Here is a 19,095-nt window from a genome sequence, read left to right as displayed (position 1 = left end):
GTTATGGATGATATCGATCGCCAAATCCTGACCATTCTGGCGGAAGATGCGCGCGCGTCGTTGAAGACGCTGAGCGCGCAGGTGGGGCTGTCGTCGCCAAGCACGTCGGAAAGACTGCGGCGGCTGGAAGAAAGCGGCGTGATCCAGGGCTATACCCTGAACGTCAATCTGCAGGCGGTGGGCTACGCCTTCGAGTCGCTGGTGCGCATCAAGCCGCTGCCGGGCATGCTGAAGAAGGTCGAGCAGCTGATTCAGGCGATCCCGGAAGTGGTCGAATGCGATAAGGTGACCGGCGAAGACTGCTTTATCGTGCGGCTGGTGGCGCACTCGATGGCGCAGCTCGACCACACTCTCGATCGGCTGGCCGAGCATGCGCAGAGCAACACCTCGATCGTGAAAACCACGCCGGTCAAGCGCCGCCTGCCGCCGCTGCTCTGATTAACGCCGCCGCTTGCGGGCGAACGGGTTACCGCGCTTCTTCTCTTTTTTGGCCGCATCGGCGGCGGATTGCAGCGCCGCCAGATGCGCCTTGTCGGCCTCCGGCACCGCGCGCTGCTCGATCGGGAACACCGGCAGCGACGCCAACAGCCGCGAACCGTAATTTTTGGTCAGCAACCGGCGATCGTAGATCACGATCTCGCCGTAGCATTGGTTGCTGCGGATCAGACGGCCGACCTGCTGGATCAGGTTGAACGAGGCGCTCGGCAGGCTCTGCACTTCGAACGGATAGCGCTTCAGCGATTTCAGCCACTCGCCTTCGGTGATGATCACCGGGCTGTCGATCGGCGGAAACGCGATTTTGTGAATATGCACCTGGGTCAGCAGTTCGCCTTTCAGATCCAGCCCTTCGGCGAACGATTGCAGCCCCACCAGCACGCTGGCGACGCCCTTTTCCACCCGCTTGCGGTGCTCTTCCACCAGCCGGTAGCGCGGCTGGTCGCCCTGCACCAGCAGCATCAGCCGCAGATCGGTCACGTAGCTGAGGAAAGTCTGCATCGCCCGGTGGCTGCTGAACAGGATCAGCATGCCTTTGTGCTTGCCGCTCGCCTGCTCGGCGCGGAAAAACCGCGCCATTTCCTCGAGGTGCTCCGCCTCGTTGGCGAGCGCCGGTTCATAGCGCATCTGCGGAATGACAATCTTGCCCTGTTCGACGTGATTGAACGGCGATGAGAGCGTTTCGAAGCGATCACCGGCCTTCTCGCTCAGCCCGCTCATCTCTTGCAAACGCGCGAAGCTGTTCAGTGAACGCAGCGTGGCCGAGGTGACCACCACGTGCGGCACCTTGCGCCACAGCAGCTTCTCCAGCTGATCGCTGACGCGGATGCCGACGCAGTGCAAATACAGATGGGTGACGTTATCGCGCAGTTCGCGCGTGACCCATTTGGAGATCGGCGCGTTGGACGACTTGTCGAGCGCCGCCAGCCGCCACAGCTTGCTCATCGCCTCCAGATAGCCCAGCGTGCGGCTCATCTGCAAGATGGCGCGGTGCAGGCGCATGATGTCGTGCTTGCCGGTCTGCTCGGTAAGATCGTTAAGCACGAACTCCGCCAGCCCGCGCAGCGCATCGGTCAGTTTGAACAGCCGCGCGCAGCTCTCCACCATCTCCGCGGGCAGCTCGCCCATTTCAAAACGGTGCTCGGCCGCCACGCTGTCGCCGGGCAGATAGGCGCTGACCTGATGCTCGAAGATCTGCACCAGCTCACGCAGCTCCTCGCAATGATTCTTCAGCCGTTCGCTGTTGGCCAGCCCCGGCGGATTCTTCGGCCGGTACTGCGTCATGCACTGCTCGACCTGGCGGACGATCATGTCCAGCTGCAGGTTGGTCGACAGCGCGGTGATTTCCCCGTCGATCTCCAGCGCATCGCGCGCCACCTCCGGCAAATGGTGGCCTTCGTCCAGCACCAGCAGCAATTCTTTCGGGTTCGGCAGCACCGATTCCGTCTCCAGCGCCGCCATCACCAGCGCGTGGTTGGCCACCACCACGTCGGCGCTCTCGATCTCTTTGCGGGCGATATAAAACGGGCATTCACGGATGTAATGGCAGTTGCGCCCCAGGCAGTTGGCCTTGTCGGTGCTCAGCTTGGCCCACAGCGGATCGTCGATGCTCTGCTGATAGTGATCGCGCAGTCCGTCCCACTCGAAGCGGGCCAACGCCTTGGTCAGTTTCTGGCACAGCGCCTGCTCTTCGCCGCTGGACGGCGCCAGTTCGTCGTCGAGGAACAGCGTCAGATCGCCCTGTTGGCTAACGTCGGTGCTCATCGCCGCCAGGTTGCGCGGGCAGACGTAACGCCCGCGGCCAAAGGCGCCGGTAAATTTCAGATCGGGGATAATCTTCTTCAGCAGCGGCAAATCTTTGCTGTAGATCTGGTCCTGCAGCGCCACGTTGGCGGTGCTCACCACCAGCGGCTTGCTCTCCGCCCGCCCGACGGCGATGCCCGGGATCAGGTAAGACAGCGTTTTGCCGACGCCGGTCGGCGCCTCGATCGCCAGATGGCGCGGGTAGTCGCCGGCCAGCGTCTTCGCCACTTCGGCGATCATCTGGCGCTGGGGCGCGCGGGAAATAAAATCCGGTATTTGCTGCTGCAGGGCTTTGTACCACTGGCCAATCTGATCTTTAACTGCGGAGGAGAGCGCCATTCAACTCTTATCTAAACGAAATGATGGCGCTATTGTCCCACAGACCGCCGGCGACGTCAGCCCGAGTTACGCCTGCGGATCGATCATTGAGGCGCGCCCGCCGCCGAACGACCACTCGTCCAACTGGGTGGTGGCGATCACCACCATCACATCCTCGGGGTTCAGCCGCAGCTTTTCCGCCAGCAGCGCCGCCAGCCGTCGGTAGAAACGCCGCTTGGTGTCGCTGTCGCGCGGCCGCCCGGCGGTGATGTAAAACAGCACGAAATCCGCGCTGCGCGGCCCGCCGAGATAGTCGCGATCGTAGATAAGCTCGCCGGGGCGGTATTGATCGATCACCTGAAATTTGTCCGCCGGCGGCACGTCGAACGCCTCCACCAGCGCCTGATGCAGGCTGTCGGACAAGGTTTGCAGATAGTCGGCGGACTTGCCCTGATGCAGGGCGATGCGGCTAAACGGCATGGGGCGCCTCCGGTTCCAGCTCGCGCAGGCGCGCCACGGCCGACGCCGCCGCGGGCCAGCCGGCGTAGAACGCCAGGTGGGTGATGAGCTCAGCCAGCTGCTGATGCGCCACGCCGTTGCGCTGAGCCAGTTGCAGGTGAAACGGCAGCTGTTCCACGCGGTTAAGCGCCACCAGCGCGGCGACGGTGATCAGGCTGCGTTCGCGCGGGCTCAGCGCCGGCCGCTGCCAGACATCGTCAAACAAGACGCTGTCGCTGAGCTGCGCCAGCTTGGGGGCGATATCGCCGAACGCCTGTTGCCCGGCCTGGGATTTTGATGGCATCACACTCTCCTGTCAGTTGCGGATAGCCTTACGCTACCCGCCAGCGAGGCGAGTGAAAATCGGGATTTTCGGCAGTCTCAGTTCAGAAAAACGGGAGGGTTCCCCGCCGGGCGGCGGGGCGATGTCACGGTTCCAGCGGGGCAACGCCGTCGAAATGGGCGCTCAGCAGCGCATTCAGCTCCGGCCGCTGTTCCACCCGTTCGGCAATGGCGTACAGTCGCGGGCAGTGTTGCCGGAACCACGCGCGGCCCGGCCGCCAGTTGCACATTACCGCCAGGTACAGATCCAGCGCGCTGAAGCTCTTGCCGAGAAACCACGGGCCAGACGCGCCTGCGGCGGCGTTCAACTGCCGCAATAAACGCTCGCGATAATCCATTACCGCGTTTTTCAGCTGTTCCGCCCCTGCCGCCTGCGGCTGCCAGCGCTGCGGATGGTCGGCATAGGTGAAGGTGGGGTAAATCTCCGCGTTGATGAACAGCAGCCAGCGCAGAAAACGCGGCAACAGCGGCGAACCGCCGGGCGGCGCCAGTTCGGCATGCGGTGCGCGATCGTGCAGCAGCAGGATAATCGCCGCGCTCTCCGTCATCACTTCGTCATTGGGCAGCACTAAGGTGGGCACCTGACCCAGCGGGTTCAGCGCCAGCAGGCGATCGCGCTCCGGGCCGTCCTGCGTGTAATCCACCTCCTCATAGCCCCAGGGGAAAGCGGTCAACGCCAACGCGGCGGCCACGATGGTCGAGCCGCAGCCCTGCGTACCGAACAAAGTATAAGTATCGTGCATGATTCCTCCCGCAGCGGAACAAGGTATCGGTAACTGTAGACCAGCCGCCGACCATCGACTGAAGAAAAAATTCACCCTTTGCGCGACTTTTTTAATCGTTCGACATGAAAATGAATTTTTTGTCATAAATAGATCACATTACTACGGTAAAAATTCTCCGCCGCCAACAATCAGGCGGCACAGTAAAACAGCAATGCAACTGATGATAAGCGTCTTTCAATCGAATAAAGCAGGGTAACCCATGAAACGTAATCTTCTGGCCGTTATTATTCCGGCACTTTTACTTGCGCAAGCGGCACAGGCAGCAGAAATCTACAATAAAGACGGCAACAAGCTCGATTTTTACGGTCGTGTGAAAGCCCTGCATTATTTCTCCGATGATGCCGGCAACGACGGTGATAAAACTTACGTCCGTATCGGCTTTAAAGGCGCGACTCAGATTAACGATATGCTGACCGGCTATGGCCAGTGGGAATATCAGATCGCCGCCAACCATTCTGAATCCGACGGCACCAAAGACACCAAAACGCGTCTGGGCTTCGCCGGTCTGAAATATAAGGATCTCGGCTCCTTCGACTACGGTCGCAACTACGGCATCATTTACGACGTTGGCGCCTGGACGGATATGATCCCTGAATTCGGCGATGATGCTTATATCAAGACCGACAACTTTATGAACGGCCGTACCAATGGCGTCGCCACCTACCGTAATAACAACTTCTTCGGTTTGGTTGACGGCCTGAAATTTGCCGTGCAGTACCAGGGCAAGAACGAAAACGACGGCCGCTCCGCCAGCAAGGCGAACGGCGACGGCTGGGGTCTCTCCTCCAGCTATGAAATCATCGACGGCCTGAGCGTGGGCGCCGCCTATGCCTCTTCCAACCGCACCGCCACGCAAAAGGCGGGCACCTTCGGTAAAGGCGACAAGGCCGATATCTGGGCCGGCGGTCTGAAATACGACAACAACAATGTCTACCTGGCCGCGACTTATTCGCAGAGCCGCAATATCGCGCCTATTTCCGGCACCGCCACCATCAATAATAACTCGACCTCCGTTAGCGGCTTCGCCAATAAAGCGGAAGGGATTGAATTGGTCGCGCAATATCAGTTCGACTTCGGTCTGCGCCCATCGCTGGGTTACGTTCAGCAGAAAGGAAAAGATATTGAAGGCATCGGCGACGTCGATCTGGTGAAATATTTCGACGTCGCGGCGACCTATTACTTCAACAAAAACATGTCCACTTATGTCGAATATAAAATCAACCAGCTTGATGACGACAACAAACTGGGTCTGAAAAACGACGACGTCGTTGTTGTCGCCCTGACCTACCAGTTCTGATGTGATGAATGAATAACCACCACTGCAAACTTTAGCGTCACTTGATACCCAGAGTTTTATTTCGCCGGGCGGCTGCGTCCGGCTTTTTTGTTTTTATTTTCCCCGCCAGCGAATCCCCCCGCTTGCCTTGCAAAACAAACGGGTCTACATGTATAGCTTTCCCCCGAGCGGAATCAGCCATGCATAACGACGGACGCTTCGACTACCACAACGCCTTGCGCTACAGCAGCGACGAACTGGCCAACATCCTCAACCACTGTTTTGAAAACTACATCGTGCGTTTCGTGCTCGACGGATCGACTTTCGCCGCCCGCTTCGGCGCCGAAGATCTCAGCCTGAACGACAGCCTGATCGTCACCCACCGCCATGAACCGGTGGCGGTGGCGCTGATCGCCCGCCGTGGCCGTCACAGCCGGGTTGCGGCTTTTTCCGTGCGCCCGGAGATGCGCGGCCAGGGGCTGGGCAAGGCGCTGATGCAGCGGCTGGTGGCGGATGCCCGCCAACGCGGCGACCATCGGCTGTCGCTGGAAGTGATCGAAGGCAACGACGCCGCGCTGGCGCTATACCATCGCGCCGGGCTGCGCATCGTGCGCACCCTGACCGGCCATCAGGCGCCGGCGGAAGTGCCGCCAGGCACGGCGGCGCTGCAGGCGGTCGATCCGCTGACCGTCAGCCACCGCCTGACGGCGGAAGGCGCTACCGACCTGCCCTGGCTGATTGCCCCCGAATCGCTGTTCAAGCTGCCGGGCACACCGCGAGCCTATACGCTCAATCGTCAGGCCTACGCCGTGGTGATGCCCGGCGCCGAGCACTGCTGGCTGCGCCTGATCTACGTGCCGCCGCAGCACCGCGGCCAGGGGCATGCCCGCGCCTTGCTGGCCGCCCTGCAAGCGCAGTTCGCCCCTTTGCCGCTGACCGCCAACGTTTTTGTGCCCGAGGTGGCCGCCCCCTTCTTTACGCATCTTGGCTGGCGGCAGGATCCCCTGCGCCAGTTCGAGATGGATATGCTGCTGGACAGCCCACAAAAATAAAACCGAGAGAGATAACAATGGCAGGAAAACAGGCAAGGAAACTCACCCTCGGCGCGGCGGTTGGCGTCGCGCTGCTGACGTTGGCCGGTTGTGCGCAGCCGCCGCACACCGACGCCCAGGCCCAGCAGCGGCTGGCGGATCAGTCGGTGCTGGCGGTGAACTGGTTCCAACAGTCCGGCGAATACCAGGCGCTGGCGCATCAGGCGTTCAACAGCGCGCAACGCGCCTTCGATCAGGCCAAGACCGCGTCGGGCCGCAAAAAGGCGGTGGTGGTCGATCTGGATGAAACCCTGTTGGACAACAGCGCCTACTCCGGCTGGCAGGCGCAGCACGGCCAGCCGTACGACGGCGCCACCTGGGCCCAATGGACGCAGGCCGAACAGGCCGGCGCGGTGCCGGGCGCAGTGTCGTTTGCCCGCTACGTTAACGCCCACCAGGGGACGATGTTCTACGTCTCGAACCGCAAGCAGAGCGAATACGCCGCCACGGTGGCCAACATGCAGAAACTCGGATTCACCGGCATGTCGGAAAAAACCGTGCTGCTCAGCACCGATACCTCCAATAAGCAGGCGCGCTTCGACGCCATCAAACAAGCCGGCTATGACATCGTGGTGTACGCAGGCGACAACCTGAACGACTTCGGCGCCGCGACTTACCACCAGGACAATGCGCAGCGCCGGGCGTTCGTCAGCGAGAATCAGGGCAAGTTCGGCACCGAATTCATCGTGCTGCCCAACCCGCTGTACGGCGATTGGGAAAGCGGCCTGGCTCGCGACTACAACAAGCTGACGCCGCAACAGAAGCTGCAGGTGCGCCAACAGGCGATCAAGGCCTGGCGCGGGCGCTAAGCCTCACAGCAGTTTGTACATATAGCAGGTGGCCTCCAACGCCCCGCCGTCGCTGGCGCGGGCGTATTGCGGGATGTCGCCCGCCGCCTCGAACCCCAGTTGACGGTACAGCCCCTGCGCCGCGCTGCCGCTCAGAGTATCCAGCACCAACAGGCTGCGGCAATGACGCGCCGCCAGCGCCTGCACTTCCTGCATCAACAACCGGGCGACGCCCTGCCGCCGCGCCTGCGGGTGCACCATCAGCTTGACCACTTCCGCGCGGTGGCGGCCGTTGTCCGGCATCGCCAGTAACAGCTGCACGGTGCCGACCGGCCGGCCGTTCGCGAGCGCCACCAGCATCGCACGCTCTCCCCGCGCGATGGCCGGCAGCAACCCCTGCCAAAATGCCTGCGCCTGTTCCTGCGTAAAGGGCATGACAAAACCGATGCTGGCGCCGTGCGCCACGCTGGCGTGCAGCATCTCGGCCAAGTCGGCAATGGCGCTTTGCGCCGCGTCGGCGTCCCACTGTTGCAATTCAATCATGGCTATGGCCTGCAGATAACGAGGGTGTAATGGGCCGGCTCATCGCCGGGGACATGGAAACGGGAGGCGCCGAACAGGCGGTAGCGCAGGCAGTCGCCGGCCGACAGCCGGAAAACGCGCCCTTCCAGGGTCAATTCCAACTGCCCGGACAGCAACCAAAGGTGATGTTCCAGCGCCGGAATCGACGGCAGGTCGTAATCGATCTGCGCGCCGGCATCAAGCCGGGCTTCGATAAACTCGGCCTTATACAGCGCGGCAGGCGGGGAAACGGAGCGACGGTGAAAACCGCTGGCGCGATCGACCCACACCGGTTGTTGCGGCGGCCGCAGCAGCTCCGGCGGTTCGTCTTCGATTTCGCTCAACAGGCGCGACATGGTTAACCCGTAGGCGGCGCACAGCCGGTTCAGCAACGATGCCGTCGGGCTGGTCTCGGCGCGCTCCACCCGCGAGAGCGTCGCCCGGCTAAGGCCGGTGCGCTGCGCCAACTCCTCCAGCGACCACGCCCGCTGCTGGCGCAAATCCGCCAGCCGCTGCGCCAACCTCAGGTCGGCAGTCTCCAAACCGTTATCCATCGTTCATACTCCGCTTAAAAATCCCATATAAGAGAAATAATCTCAAATTAGAGATATAGCAAGCGGATTTTAAAATGTCGCGCAGGAATAACGCCTGGATCACCGCGAACATCACCAGGTGAGGAGAAGCGTTCTAGCTCTCGCGCGAGGGCGGGGTTTGTACAAAATTTCCCGTTTCGGCCCCCGGCGGCGCGATCGCCGCGCAGCGCCAGGCGCTGAATACCGCCAGCAGCGGCGCCAGCGCGAACGCCAGGAACAGCCAACGCGCCGCCGATGCCGCGCCCGTCGCGCCGCCCGGATCGTTCAGCCCCGCCAGATTGACGATCATCCCAGCCAGCGCCGCGCCGAATGCGGTGGCGAACAGCTGCACCGTGGTAATTGAAGCGCCGGCGATATCTTTGTCCGCTTCAGGCGCCACCTGCAAAATGCGCGTCAGCAGGTGCGGCCAACCGAAGCCGATGCCGAATCCCACCAGCAATAGCGCAATGACGATCGGCGCCAGCGCCTGCCAGTGGCCGCCGGACGGCGTCGGCATCAGGATCGCCAGCGCCAGCAGGCCTACCAGCACAAACAGCGGCCCGCTGACGATCGCCCGGCGAATGCCCGCCCCACGCCAGCCGGAGCTGAGGATCTCGGACAGCGTCCAGCCGGCGGCCATGGCGGCGGCGATATAGCCGGAGATCAGCGGCGACTGACCGTGCAGCAGCTGCAGGAAATAGGGCACGAAGATTTCGCTGGTCATGCCGATCACCAGCAACGCGGTCGTGATGTACAACGCCGCCAGCGATGAGCCGCGCCGCAATGCGCCATGCGGCAACAGGCGGGCGCGCGCGTGCGCTTCACGCTTCATCAGCCAGGCCATCAGCACCAGCGAAAGCGCGATGCCCGCCAGGTTGATCCAGGCGCTGTGCGCCAGGCTGCCGGCGGACACCACCAGCACCGCCACGGTCAGCAACAGCAGTTGCGCAGTCGGCAACGGCGCGGCCGCCTGCTGCGCCTTGCCCTTGGGCAGGATCAGGAAGGTAAACGCAGCGTACAGCGCCATGATCGGCAGCAGAATGCCGAAGGCCCAACGCCAGGCGTGCAGCTCGGCGAAAATGCCGCCCACCGCCGGCCCCACCAGGGTGGCGATGCCCCACATCGCCGAGATAAGCGCCATGGCGCGCGGCCACAATCGCTGCTCGAACACCAGGTTGATCATCGCGTAGGAGAGCGCAAAGATCAGCCCGCCGCCGAAGCCCTGCACCGTGCGGCCGATCAGCATCACCGGCATGCTCGGCGCCAGCGCGCACAGCGCCGCCCCGGCGATAAAGAACAGCGAAGCCACCAGATAGGCGCTGCGTGCGCCATAGCCGCTGAGCAACCGGGCCGACAGCGCGGAGCCGAGGATCGACGCCACCACGAACAGCGTGGTGTTCCAGGCATAGAGATCCAGCCCGCCGATATCCTGCACCACCGAGGGCAGAATGGTGGTGGCGACCAGAATATTGATGGCATGCAGCGCCACGCCGAGCGAAAGCGCGATCGCACTGGCCGCATTTTTGCCGGAGAAAAGGTCGCTCCAGCGGCTATCGTCATGGGTTATCACGGTTGTCGTCCTGTTTTCAGAGGAATGGCATTGAGTTGGTCATAAGATTGCGTTAAATTTAACAAGAGTTATCTTGGAATAAGTTAGGGCGAGGCGGAGAAATATGTCAAGAATAAACTTGGAAAATAGCGGCGGCACCGCACAATCGGTCAGTGACCGCTTGCTGACGTTATTGAAAACCCGCGGCCCGCAGCTAGCTTCTGACGCAGGAAAGGTGCTCGGCACCACCGGTGAGGCGGCCCGCCAGCAGTTCGTCAAGCTGGCGAAAGAGGGGTTGGTCGAAGCGGTGGCGGAAACGCGCGGCGTGGGCCGCCCGGTGCAGTTGTGGCATTTGACCTCGGCCGGCAACGCGCGCTTTCCCGATACCCATGCGGATCTGACGGTGCAGCTGCTGCGCACCGTGCGCGACAAGCTGGGCGAACAGGCGATCGACGTGCTGATCGAGAGCCGCGAGCAGGAAAACCGCATCAACTACAAGCAGGCGATGATCGGCGCCACCGAACTGCGCGAACGCGTGGCGCGCCTGACCGAGATCCGCTGCCGCGAAGGGTATATGGCCGAATGGCGCCAGGAGGAGGACGGTTCCTATCTGCTGGTGGAAAACCACTGCCCGATCTGCGCCGCCGCCACCGTCTGCCAGGGCTTCTGCCGGGCGGAATTAAGCATCTTCACCGAAGTGCTGCAGGCGCAGGTGGAGCGCGCCGAACACATTTTGGCCGGCTCGCGCCGCTGCGCCTACCGGATTTCCCGCCTGTAACACCGGTTTTTGCCCACGTTTTCAACCGGTACAGATTATTCTGCTTGTGCACCCCGCACCTTCCCTTCTAAGGTTGAACTAACGAACATTCAGGCAAACAGCGGGCCTCACGCCCGCTCTGGCAAATCCGTCGGCGCTTAGCGCAGCGGCAGAGTAACCCCACGGGAGTTGAACGATGAAGAAGCCGCATGCCGGATTCTGGCTGGCGACGCTGGGACTGGGCGTTTGCTGGCTGCTGGCGCTGCTGACTCGCGATCGGCTCAACGGCATACTGCTGGCCGGCGCGGCGCTGGCGCTGATCTTTACCCCTGCCGCCCGCCGCAAAGGCGCGGCCCTGGCCGCCCTGGGCGGTATCGGCATGGATGGGCTGTGGAGCTACAGCGGCGTGCTGCACTACAGCGGGCAACACGGCCTGCCGCTCTGGAGCATCGCGCTGTGGATCGGCTTCGGCTGCTGGTGGTATTGGTTGCTGGACGTCGTCAGAGCGGCCCCCTGGCCGCTGGCGGTGTTGGGCGCCGCCGTCGGCCCCTTCGCCTACGCCGTGTCCTGGAAGCTGGACGCCTTGTTGCCCGGCGTGCCGCCCGAGTTCATGCTGCTGCTGCTGGCCATCGGCTGGTCGATTTACCTGCCGGCCGTCAGCTGGCTGCAGTGGAAACAGCAAGGCCATTGAACGGCTTTCAGCCGCCGGAAAAATAATGCCGAAGGCCATTGCTTATCGGTTGCCCGATCGGGTTTACTGAGCGTTCTAATAATAATCATTCCCGCAAAATACAATCCTATGCTTAGCCAACAAAGCCGTAGCGTCCTGCCGTTGATCGGGGCGTTGTTCACGTTATATATCGTTTGGGGTTCCACCTATTTCGTCATTCGCCTCGGCGTCGCGCAGTGGCCGCCGCTGATGATGGCCGGCATTCGTTTTCTGATCGCCGGTATCGTGCTGTTCAGTTTCCTGGCCTGGCGCGGCCACGCGCTGCCGACGCTGAAGCAGTGGCTGGCCGCCGGCGCCATCGGCATTCTGCTGCTGGCGGTGGGCAACGGCCTGGTGACGGTGGCGGAACACCAACAGGTGCCGTCCGGCATCGCCGCGGTGATGGTGGCGACGGTGCCGCTGTTCACCCTCTGCTTCAGCCTGCTGTGGGGCATGCGCAACACCAAACTGGAATGGGCCGGCATCGCGCTCGGATTGGTGGGCATCGTGCTGCTCAACACCGGCAACAACCTGGTGGGCAACCCGACCGGCGCGCTGCTGATTTTGCTGGCGTCGGCCAGCTGGGCCTTTGGGTCGGTCTTGGGATCGCGCATCTCGCTGCCGGCCGGGCCGATGGCCGGCGCGGCGGAGATGCTGGTCGCCGGCGTGGCGTTATTGGCAGCCAGCCAGCTGAGCGGCGAGCGCCTCACTCAGATGCCGAGCACCGGCGGCTTTCTGGCGCTGGGCTATCTGATCGTCTTTGGTTCGATGCTGGCGATCAGCGCCTATATGTTCTTGTTGAAGAACGTGCGCCCGGCGGTCGCCACCAGCTACGCCTACGTCAACCCGGTGGTGGCGGTGCTGCTCGGCATCGGTTTTGCCGGCGAATCGCTGGCGCCGCGCGAGTGGCTGGCGCTGGTGATCATCGTGGCGGCGGTGGTGCTGGTGACGCTGGGAAAATACCTGTTCGCCCGTCCGGCCAACGTGCAGGCCATCGACTGCGAACGGCGATGATCACAAAGGGCGGTCTGCGGGCCGCCGTTAAAAACGATTCTTGTTTCACCCGGCGAAGGGGCTATAATTCCCGCTGTTCCAAGCAACCTGCGAAATTATTCCTATGCTGAAAAAAGCGTTCGTCATCGTCATCGCCCTGTGCGCCTTCGGTTCTCTGGGCGGCGTATTCCTCGCCGGGCTGAACATCTACACCCGTTCCACCACCCCGCACGAAGAAAGCGCGCCTGCCGGGGATGCCGCCGCTACGCCGGCGCAAACCGAAACCCTTCAGGCCAAGTGATCGTCCATCCAGCGCTGGCAGCGCTGCTGTAAAAAGCGCTGCAGCTGCCTGACGCGCTCCGACACCTGCGAACGATGCGGGCAGACCAGATTGATCGGCACCGCGTCGCTGCGCCATTCCGGCAACAGCTGCACCAACCGCCCGGCGCGAATATCCGCCGCCACGTCGATCGCCGACTTGCGCACCACGCCGTGCCCGGCCAGCGCCCAGCGCCGCGCTACCTCCCCGTCATCGGTAAAATAGCTGCCGTTCAGCGGCAGCTCGACCAGCTCCTCACCGCGCCACAGCCGCCATTCCACCTGCCGTTTGCCGCTGGGTTGATACACCAGAATGCTGTGCCGAACCAGATCGGCCGGCGTTTGCGGCGCGCCGTGCCGCCGCAGGTAATCCGGGCTGGCGCAGATCAACCGCCGATGCTGCGGCAAGATCGGCAGCGCCACCAGCGAAGAGTCGGCCAGCGGCCCGAAGCGCAACGCCACGTCCACCGGTTCGCGGAACAGGTCGGCCTGCCGATCGTTGATCAGAAGCTGCAGCTGAATATGCGGATGCTGCAAGCGGAACTCATCCAGCCAGCCGAGCAGCAAATTGCGGCCAAAATCCGACGGCGCGGAAATCTGCAGCACCCCGGACAGCCCCTGATGCTTCTCGCGGATCGCCTGCTCTCCTTCGGCTAACGCGCCCAGCGCCAGGCGCGCGCTGTCGAGATAGCGAGCCCCCTCCTCCGTTAACCTCAGGCTGCGGGTGGAACGCACCAACAGCCGCGCGCCCAACTGCTGCTCCAGCCTTTTCACCGCGATGCTGGCCGCCGCCGGCGTCATATCCAGCGCGCGCGCCGCGGCGGAAAAACTGCCGCCGTCCACCGTGCGGACAAACACCTCGAGATCGACAAATGAGGTCATGTATTTCCCTTCTTAGAGAGCCGGATTCACGGCGTATCGGATTGACGATAAAACGCCCAATAGTTATGATTAGATCATAATTAATGGAGCTTTGATCAATGGATGAACACAACGGACTGGACTACATCCTTAGCCTGCATGGCACGCGGGTCAATCGTGAGGATGGCTATTGGTGGAAAATCGAGGCTTGGACGGTGACCCAAACGGCCTTTATCCCTCACGGCATCCGTTACAATTTAACCTTGCATGATAACCACAATACCCGGGTTTTTGGCATAGATAACGCGCATGCCATTAAAACACCCCGCAAAGGTAAATTTTCAGGCCGCGTCGTTTACGATCACCAACATGACTCCCCGACGGACAAAGGTTCACCCTACGAGTTTCATTCCGCCTATCAGTTGGTGGAAGATTTTTTTACCCGGATAGACGAAGTCATACGCAAGAGAGAAAACCGAGGTTGATGATGAAAGCACTGATTGGCGTGATGCCTGAAGAACTGATTCGCAAACGCACACTGGCGATCGCAAAAGGGGAATACCAGCCACAGGAACGTGAGCCCAAAGTGTGGTTTACGTCGATGATTGCGCTGGCCCAAGTGCTCAGCAACGAGAATATTGCCCTGCTGCGTCTGATCGACACTGCCCGCCCCGAGACCATCAGCCAGTTGGCCGAACTGTCGGGGCGCCAGGTCAGCAATCTGTCCACCACGCTGAAAACACTGAGCGGGCACGGCCTGGTGGCACTGGAAAAACAGGGGCGTTCAGTGAAACCCCGAGCGCTGTTTACCGATTTCGAAATCATCGTGGATCAGAAGCTAAACGCCCGCTTTAGCGCGGCATGATCTTTAATATTTATTAATAAGTGTTTATCAGTAAGGCCGATTGTTAGGTGATTTTCAATCAGGAAAGATAGATCCCGTTGAAACTTACCTAAAAAGAGGCCTTAACATGACGATTCCTGACTCCCCCCTGAAACAAAAAAAACTGGTGATCTTGGGCGGCACCAGCGGCATTGGCGCCGCGGTGGCCTACGCGGCGGCGGCGCGCGGCGCTGAAGTGGTGCTGGCTTCGCGCCGCCTTCCCCATGCCGGGGAGAAAAACGACGCGCTGCATCTGATGCAGGTCGATCTGACCGATGAAGCGTCGCTGCATGCGCTGTTTGCCGCCGTCGGCGCTTTCGACCATCTGGTGATCACCGCCGGGCCGTTGGTGGACGCGAAGCCGCTGGCGGAGACTGCTTTTGAGCAGGCGCAGGCCGACTTCAACGTCAAATTCTGGGGCAGCTTGCGCGCGGTGCAGGCCGCGCTGCCGACGCTGGGGCCGCAGGGCTCGATCACCCTGACCTCCGGCCAGCTGTCGCGTAAATACCTCAACGGTCAGTTGGTCAAAACCGCCATCAACGCCGCGCTGGAAGCGGTCGGCAAACAGCTGGCGAAGGAGTTGGCGCCGCGGCGGGTGAACGTGGTCAGCCCCGGCATCACCGCCACCGAAGCCTACGACGGCATGAGCGCCGCACAGCGTCAGGCGCTGTTCGAGCGCGTAAGCGTCAGCCTGCCGGTCGGCAGGGTCGGCCAGGCGGCCGACGTCGCGGCGGGTTATCTGCTGGCGATGGAGAACGGCTTCGTCACCGGCAGCGTGATCGACATCGACGGCGGCGGCCTGCTGTAACGGCGGCTAGAGCGCCGTCACGCCCTGCGCGGCGGCCTGCTGTTCCAGCACGGTGATAATCTGGTAGGCCGAACGCGGCACCAGGCTGAAATCGCCGATCAGCAGGCGGTCGCTGACCGCCTCATCCAGCATCGCTCGGGCGCCGGCGCGCAGGATTTCCACCTGTTCCGGCGGCGTGCCGGCTGCGGTGATCAACGGCAGGCCCGGCACCGCCGCCGTGCGGCCGATGATTTTCAGCCCCTCCAGCGCCTGTGGCTGCGCGCGGCGCAGCAGTTCCATGCTGATCGAATCGATGGCGGCGATATCCGCCTGCCCGCTGCGGATCAGCTTCAGTGACTGATAATGCGCGCCGGAGGCGATAGCCGCCCCGAAGAATTTCCCGTCCTGCGCCAGCGGCGCGATCAGCGCGCGCAGGCCGTTGTAGCCGGACTGGGAATCGGTGCTGTTATACGCCGCCGTTCGGCCGCGAAAATCCGCCAGCCGCTCGCCGGGATCGTCCGCGCGCACCACCAGCCAGCTGCGGTAATTCGGCCCGTCGCACCCTTCCACCCGGTAGTGGTAGGTGCCGATTAGCTGCACCTGCGGCAAGGTGCTGACCAACGGATAACCGCAGGTTTGGCTGAGCAGCAGATCGTCGCGCCGCCAGTGCTGCGCCAGATCGTCCGGCCAGCTGAGCCGTTCCGGCGCCGCCGGCAACCCCAGCCGCAGCAGCTTGTCGCGCAACACCTGCCAGAAGGATTCGGCCTGCTCCCGGCCAACGCCGTACATCGGTAGAGACACCTGCATCATTTCCCCCTTACCCCGCCGAAGTGGCCGCCAGCGTCTGCTGACGCCAGGCGGTGAGATAACGCACCCAACGTTCGAACAGCATATCGGTGATAATAGCCAACAGCGCCACCACCGCCGCGCCCTGGATCACATAGGCGGTGTTAAACCCACTCAGGCCGATGATGATCGGCGAGCCGAGCGTCTTGGTGCCAACGGTGGAAGCGATGGCCGCCGTGCCGATGTTGATGATCACCGAGGTGCGGATCCCGGCGACGATCACCGGCGCCGCCAGCGGCAGTTCAACCCGCCACAGAATTTGCCAGGCGCTCATCCCCACGCCGCGGGCGATCTCGCGCGTGGAGGGCGGCACCGATTCGATGCCCGCCAGCGTGCCCTGCAGGATCGGCAGCAGGCCGTACAGCACCAGCGCGATGATCGCCGGCTGTTCGCTGAAGCCCATCACCGGCACCGCCACCGCCAACACCGCCACCGGCGGGAAGGTCTGCCCCACCGCCACCACCGTTTCCACCAGCGAACGAAATTCCCGGCCGCTGCGTCGGGTCACAGCCACGCCCGCCGCCACGCCGATCGCCACCGCGATCAGGCTGGAGATCGCCACCAGCGACAGGTGCGCCCCCACCAGCGCGATAAAGCTGTCCTGCTGATAAATGGGCCGCTCCAGATCGGGGAACCAGGCGGCGAACAAGCCGCGCAGATGATCCATGCCGAACACCAGCGCCAACAGCAGCGCCAGCGTCCAGGGCAACGGATCGCGCAGCAGGCGCCCGATGCGCCCGCTCATGATAGCGCCTGCCCGGCGATCAGATCGTTGAAATGCAACACCCCCAACGCTTCGCCCCGTTCATCCACCACCGGCAGGCAGTCGCTGCCGCGCGCCACAAACACCGACAGCGCCTCGCGCAGACTCATGGCGGCGGCGATCGGCTCGCCCCCGGCGACGCCGGGCCGCACCCGCTCCGCCACCGTACCCAGCGACAGCAGCTTGATGCCGCGATCGCTGCGCCCGAAGAAATCGCGCACGAAGTCGTTGGCCGGTGCAGTCAACAGCGTCAGCGGCGTGCCCTGTTGCACCACCCGCCCCTGATCGAGCAACACCAGGCGATCCGCCAGGCCCAACGCCTCGTCGATATCGTGCGTCACCAGCACAATGGTGCGGCCGGAGAGCTGATGGATGCGCGCGATCTCCGCCTGCAGCGCCGCTCGGGTGACCGGATCCAGCGCGCCGAACGGTTCGTCCATCAGCAACACCTCGGGATCGGCAGCCAGCGCGCGCGCCACCCCCACCCGCTGCTGCTGCCCGCCGGACAGCTGGTGCGGATAGCGGCGGCGAAACAGATCCGGCTCCAGATGCAGCAGCTCCAACAGTTCGGTAACCCGATCGCGAATGCGCGCGCGCGGCCATTTCAGCAGCTGCGGCACGGTGGCGATGTTCTCCTCCACCGTCCAGTGCGGGAACAGACCGATCGATTGGATCGCATAGCCCATGCGCCGCCGCAGATCCTGCGGTTTGAACGACTGGATCTCTTCGCCGGCAAAGAGGATCTTGCCCCGATCGTGTTCGATCAGGCGATTGATCATTTTTAACGTCGTGGACTTGCCGGAACCCGAGGTGCCGATCAACACGGTGAATTCACCCTCGGCGATGTGCAGCGTGAGATCGTCGACCGCCGGCTTGCCCTGAAAAATTTTACTGACTTGCTCAAAGTGAATCATCGGCGCGATACGTCCAGGATTGAAACCCAAAATTTAAACAGCGAATCGACGATGACCGCCATCATGACCACCGGGATCACCCCCAGCAGAACCAGATCCAGCGCGCTGCTGAGCAGCCCCTGAAAAACGATGGCGCCAAAACCGCCGGCGCCGATCAGCGCCGCTACCACCGCCATGCCGACGGTCTGCACCGCCAGAATGCGCACGCCGGTCAGGAATAGCGGCAGCGCCAACGGCAGCTGCACGCGCAGGAAGATCTGCCCGCGCGTCAACCCCATGCCGGTGGCGGACTCAATCACGCCGGCCGGCACACTTTGCAGCCCCGCCACCACGCTGCGCACCAGCGGCAACAGCGCGTACAGCACCAGCGCCACGATCGCCGGCGCCATGCCGATACCGCTGACGCCGTGCTCCGCCAGCCAGGGCACCGCCGTCGCCAGCCCCGCCAGCGGCGCGATCAGCAGGCCGAACAGCGCGATGGACGGCACAGTCTGGATAATGTTCAGCGCGGAGAAAATCGGCCGCTGCCAGCGTTCGGAACGAAAGCACAGCACCCCGAGCGGCACGCCGATCGCCAGCGCCGGGGCCATCGTCGCCAGCAGAATGGTCAGGTGCTGCAACAACGCGGCGTCAAACACCTCCTGCCGATTATGGTACTCCTTCAGCAGCGACAGCTGATCGAGCTGATGGCCGAACAGCAGCAGCGCCGGCGGCACCAGCACCAGCGCGTTGCCCAGCATCCGCCGCAGATGCGACGCGGTGAGGCGCGTCATGGCGTCGGCGGCGATCAGCAGGCTCAGCGCCATCGTCAGCCAGCAGCCGCTGCCCCAGGAGGTGCGCGCCAGGCGCGATCCCTCCTGCGCCAGACGCCCGGCGGCCTGCCCACTGATCCAGAACGCCAGCGTCAGCACCCCGCAGGCGGCCAGCGCCGTCAGCAGCGCCCGTCCCCGCGTCGGCGGCAACAGGCTGAGGATCGCCAACGCCGCCAGCGGCAACAGCAGCCACAGCGCCGGGCCGTGCAGCAGGGAGAATAAGGACAGGCTTTTACCCGACAGCAGACGATTGGGGGCATAACTGAGGAACGGCAGGCCGAAGGCGGCCAGCAGCAACAGCATGAACAGCGTCAACAAGACGCGATGTTTTACGGCGATAGTCAAAGAAACGCTCCGGCTCCCTCGGTTTACCC

Annotated in this window: 23 protein-coding genes; 11 read left to right on the top strand and 12 right to left on the bottom strand. The window is 62.9% G+C overall.

The annotated features are described in order from the left end of the window. Positions 1-3 precede the first annotated feature (3 nt). Complete coding sequence (locus J0F90_RS07200) at positions 4-438, top strand: Lrp/AsnC family transcriptional regulator (protein WP_016928538.1); 435 nt, start codon at positions 4-6, stop codon at positions 436-438. On the opposite strand, the gene dinG is transcribed toward J0F90_RS07200, so the two are convergent. From dinG to J0F90_RS07180, 4 genes are all read right to left on the bottom strand, one after another. Beyond that, the gene (gene dinG / locus J0F90_RS07195; protein WP_033640940.1) at positions 439-2,637 is read right to left on the bottom strand and encodes an ATP-dependent DNA helicase DinG; all 2,199 of its coding nucleotides are present in this window, start codon (positions 2,635-2,637) and stop codon (positions 439-441) included. It abuts the gene before it with no gap. A 66-nt stretch (positions 2,638-2,703) separates the two neighbouring features. Continuing rightward, complete coding sequence (locus J0F90_RS07190; RefSeq protein ID WP_033640941.1) at positions 2,704-3,096, bottom strand: tautomerase family protein; 393 nt, start codon at positions 3,094-3,096, stop codon at positions 2,704-2,706. Further along, positions 3,086-3,418, bottom strand: a complete 333-nt coding sequence (locus J0F90_RS07185) for a carboxymuconolactone decarboxylase family protein (protein WP_033640942.1) — start codon at positions 3,416-3,418, stop codon at positions 3,086-3,088. Before J0F90_RS07185 ends, J0F90_RS07190 begins: the two co-directional genes overlap by 11 nt. 124 nt (positions 3,419-3,542) lie before the next feature. Beyond that, complete coding sequence (locus tag J0F90_RS07180) at positions 3,543-4,199, bottom strand: glutathione S-transferase family protein (RefSeq protein ID WP_033640943.1); 657 nt, start codon at positions 4,197-4,199, stop codon at positions 3,543-3,545. Between the two features lie 241 nt (positions 4,200-4,440). Between J0F90_RS07180 and ompC the strand changes: the two genes are divergently transcribed. From ompC to J0F90_RS07165, 3 genes are all read left to right on the top strand, one after another. Then, a complete protein-coding gene (gene ompC / locus J0F90_RS07175; RefSeq protein WP_004939326.1) occupies positions 4,441-5,538 on the top strand; it encodes a porin OmpC in 1,098 nt (365 codons plus the stop codon). A 179-nt stretch (positions 5,539-5,717) separates the two neighbouring features. Next, a complete protein-coding gene (locus J0F90_RS07170) occupies positions 5,718-6,569 on the top strand; it encodes a GNAT family N-acetyltransferase (RefSeq protein WP_033640944.1) in 852 nt (283 codons plus the stop codon). Positions 6,570-6,586: 17 nt separating this feature from the next. Next, on the top strand, positions 6,587-7,417 hold the full coding sequence (locus J0F90_RS07165; protein ID WP_033640945.1) for a 5'-nucleotidase, lipoprotein e(P4) family: 831 nt from the start codon (positions 6,587-6,589) through the stop codon (positions 7,415-7,417). Between the two features lie 3 nt (positions 7,418-7,420). On the opposite strand, the gene J0F90_RS07160 is transcribed toward J0F90_RS07165, so the two are convergent. The 3 genes from J0F90_RS07160 to J0F90_RS07150 form a co-directional block, all read right to left on the bottom strand. Continuing rightward, entirely contained in the window at positions 7,421-7,939 is a 519-nt protein-coding gene (locus tag J0F90_RS07160; RefSeq protein WP_033640946.1) for a GNAT family N-acetyltransferase, read from the bottom strand. Between the two features lie 2 nt (positions 7,940-7,941). Continuing rightward, complete coding sequence (locus tag J0F90_RS07155; protein WP_016928546.1) at positions 7,942-8,511, bottom strand: helix-turn-helix domain-containing protein; 570 nt, start codon at positions 8,509-8,511, stop codon at positions 7,942-7,944. Positions 8,512-8,644: 133 nt separating this feature from the next. Then, positions 8,645-10,099 carry an MFS transporter gene (locus J0F90_RS07150; protein ID WP_033640947.1) on the bottom strand — a complete coding sequence of 485 codons (1,455 nt, stop codon included), beginning with the start codon at positions 10,097-10,099 and terminating at the stop codon, positions 8,645-8,647. Positions 10,100-10,202: 103 nt separating this feature from the next. Here J0F90_RS07150 and J0F90_RS07145 point away from each other — a divergent pair, with 103 nt between their 5' ends. The 4 genes from J0F90_RS07145 (at position 10,203) to J0F90_RS07130 (ending at position 12,838) form a co-directional block, all read left to right on the top strand. Continuing rightward, positions 10,203-10,856 (top strand): helix-turn-helix transcriptional regulator, encoded by a 654-nt coding sequence (locus J0F90_RS07145; RefSeq protein ID WP_028127924.1) that lies wholly within the window; start codon positions 10,203-10,205, stop codon positions 10,854-10,856. Positions 10,857-11,031: 175 nt separating this feature from the next. Next, a complete protein-coding gene (locus J0F90_RS07140; protein ID WP_033640948.1) occupies positions 11,032-11,526 on the top strand; it encodes a DUF2878 domain-containing protein in 495 nt (164 codons plus the stop codon). Between the two features lie 108 nt (positions 11,527-11,634). Then, positions 11,635-12,558 carry a drug/metabolite exporter YedA gene (gene yedA, locus J0F90_RS07135; RefSeq protein WP_033640949.1) on the top strand — a complete coding sequence of 308 codons (924 nt, stop codon included), beginning with the start codon at positions 11,635-11,637 and terminating at the stop codon, positions 12,556-12,558. Between the two features lie 103 nt (positions 12,559-12,661). Beyond that, positions 12,662-12,838: a hypothetical protein gene (locus tag J0F90_RS07130; protein ID WP_016928550.1), complete on the top strand. Its 177-nt coding sequence runs from the start codon at positions 12,662-12,664 to the stop codon at positions 12,836-12,838. On the opposite strand, the gene J0F90_RS07125 is transcribed toward J0F90_RS07130, so the two are convergent. Continuing rightward, on the bottom strand, positions 12,826-13,737 hold the full coding sequence (locus J0F90_RS07125; protein ID WP_033640950.1) for a LysR family transcriptional regulator: 912 nt from the start codon (positions 13,735-13,737) through the stop codon (positions 12,826-12,828). The two genes, J0F90_RS07130 and J0F90_RS07125, sit on opposite strands and share 13 nt — an antisense overlap. Positions 13,738-13,835: 98 nt before the next feature. Here J0F90_RS07125 and J0F90_RS07120 point away from each other — a divergent pair, with 98 nt between their 5' ends. The 3 genes from J0F90_RS07120 to J0F90_RS07110 all read left to right on the top strand — a co-directional run bounded on the left by J0F90_RS07120 (position 13,836) and on the right by J0F90_RS07110 (position 15,407). Continuing rightward, the gene (locus J0F90_RS07120) at positions 13,836-14,201 is read left to right on the top strand and encodes a toxin-antitoxin system TumE family protein (RefSeq protein ID WP_004939355.1); all 366 of its coding nucleotides are present in this window, start codon (positions 13,836-13,838) and stop codon (positions 14,199-14,201) included. Beyond that, positions 14,201-14,581 carry an HVO_A0114 family putative DNA-binding protein gene (locus J0F90_RS07115; protein WP_004939357.1) on the top strand — a complete coding sequence of 127 codons (381 nt, stop codon included), beginning with the start codon at positions 14,201-14,203 and terminating at the stop codon, positions 14,579-14,581. The genes J0F90_RS07120 and J0F90_RS07115 overlap by 1 nt, the downstream gene beginning before the upstream one ends. Positions 14,582-14,687: 106 nt before the next feature. Then, positions 14,688-15,407: an SDR family oxidoreductase gene (locus J0F90_RS07110; protein WP_033640951.1), complete on the top strand. Its 720-nt coding sequence runs from the start codon at positions 14,688-14,690 to the stop codon at positions 15,405-15,407. Positions 15,408-15,413: 6 nt separating this feature from the next. Here J0F90_RS07110 and J0F90_RS07105 read toward each other — a convergent pair whose 3' ends face one another. The 4 genes from J0F90_RS07105 to J0F90_RS07090 are packed head-to-tail and all read right to left on the bottom strand — an operon-like array spanning position 15,414 to position 19,066. After that, complete coding sequence (locus J0F90_RS07105) at positions 15,414-16,175, bottom strand: phosphate/phosphite/phosphonate ABC transporter substrate-binding protein (protein WP_080286928.1); 762 nt, start codon at positions 16,173-16,175, stop codon at positions 15,414-15,416. Positions 16,176-16,203: 28 nt separating this feature from the next. Further along, a complete protein-coding gene (locus J0F90_RS07100; RefSeq protein ID WP_033640953.1) occupies positions 16,204-16,977 on the bottom strand; it encodes an ABC transporter permease in 774 nt (257 codons plus the stop codon). Then, complete coding sequence (locus J0F90_RS07095; protein ID WP_016928556.1) at positions 16,974-17,909, bottom strand: ABC transporter ATP-binding protein; 936 nt, start codon at positions 17,907-17,909, stop codon at positions 16,974-16,976. Before J0F90_RS07095 ends, J0F90_RS07100 begins: the two co-directional genes overlap by 4 nt. Next, positions 17,906-19,066, bottom strand: a complete 1,161-nt coding sequence (locus J0F90_RS07090) for an ABC transporter permease (protein ID WP_033640954.1) — start codon at positions 19,064-19,066, stop codon at positions 17,906-17,908. Before J0F90_RS07090 ends, J0F90_RS07095 begins: the two co-directional genes overlap by 4 nt. Positions 19,067-19,095: the final 29 nt, after the last annotated feature.

It is taken from the genome of Serratia marcescens subsp. marcescens ATCC 13880, from assembly GCF_017299535.1.
Lineage (GTDB): Bacteria > Pseudomonadota > Gammaproteobacteria > Enterobacterales > Enterobacteriaceae > Serratia > Serratia marcescens.
Note: the sequence above shows the minus strand (reverse complement) of the source record. Positions and strands in the feature narration are given on the sequence as shown.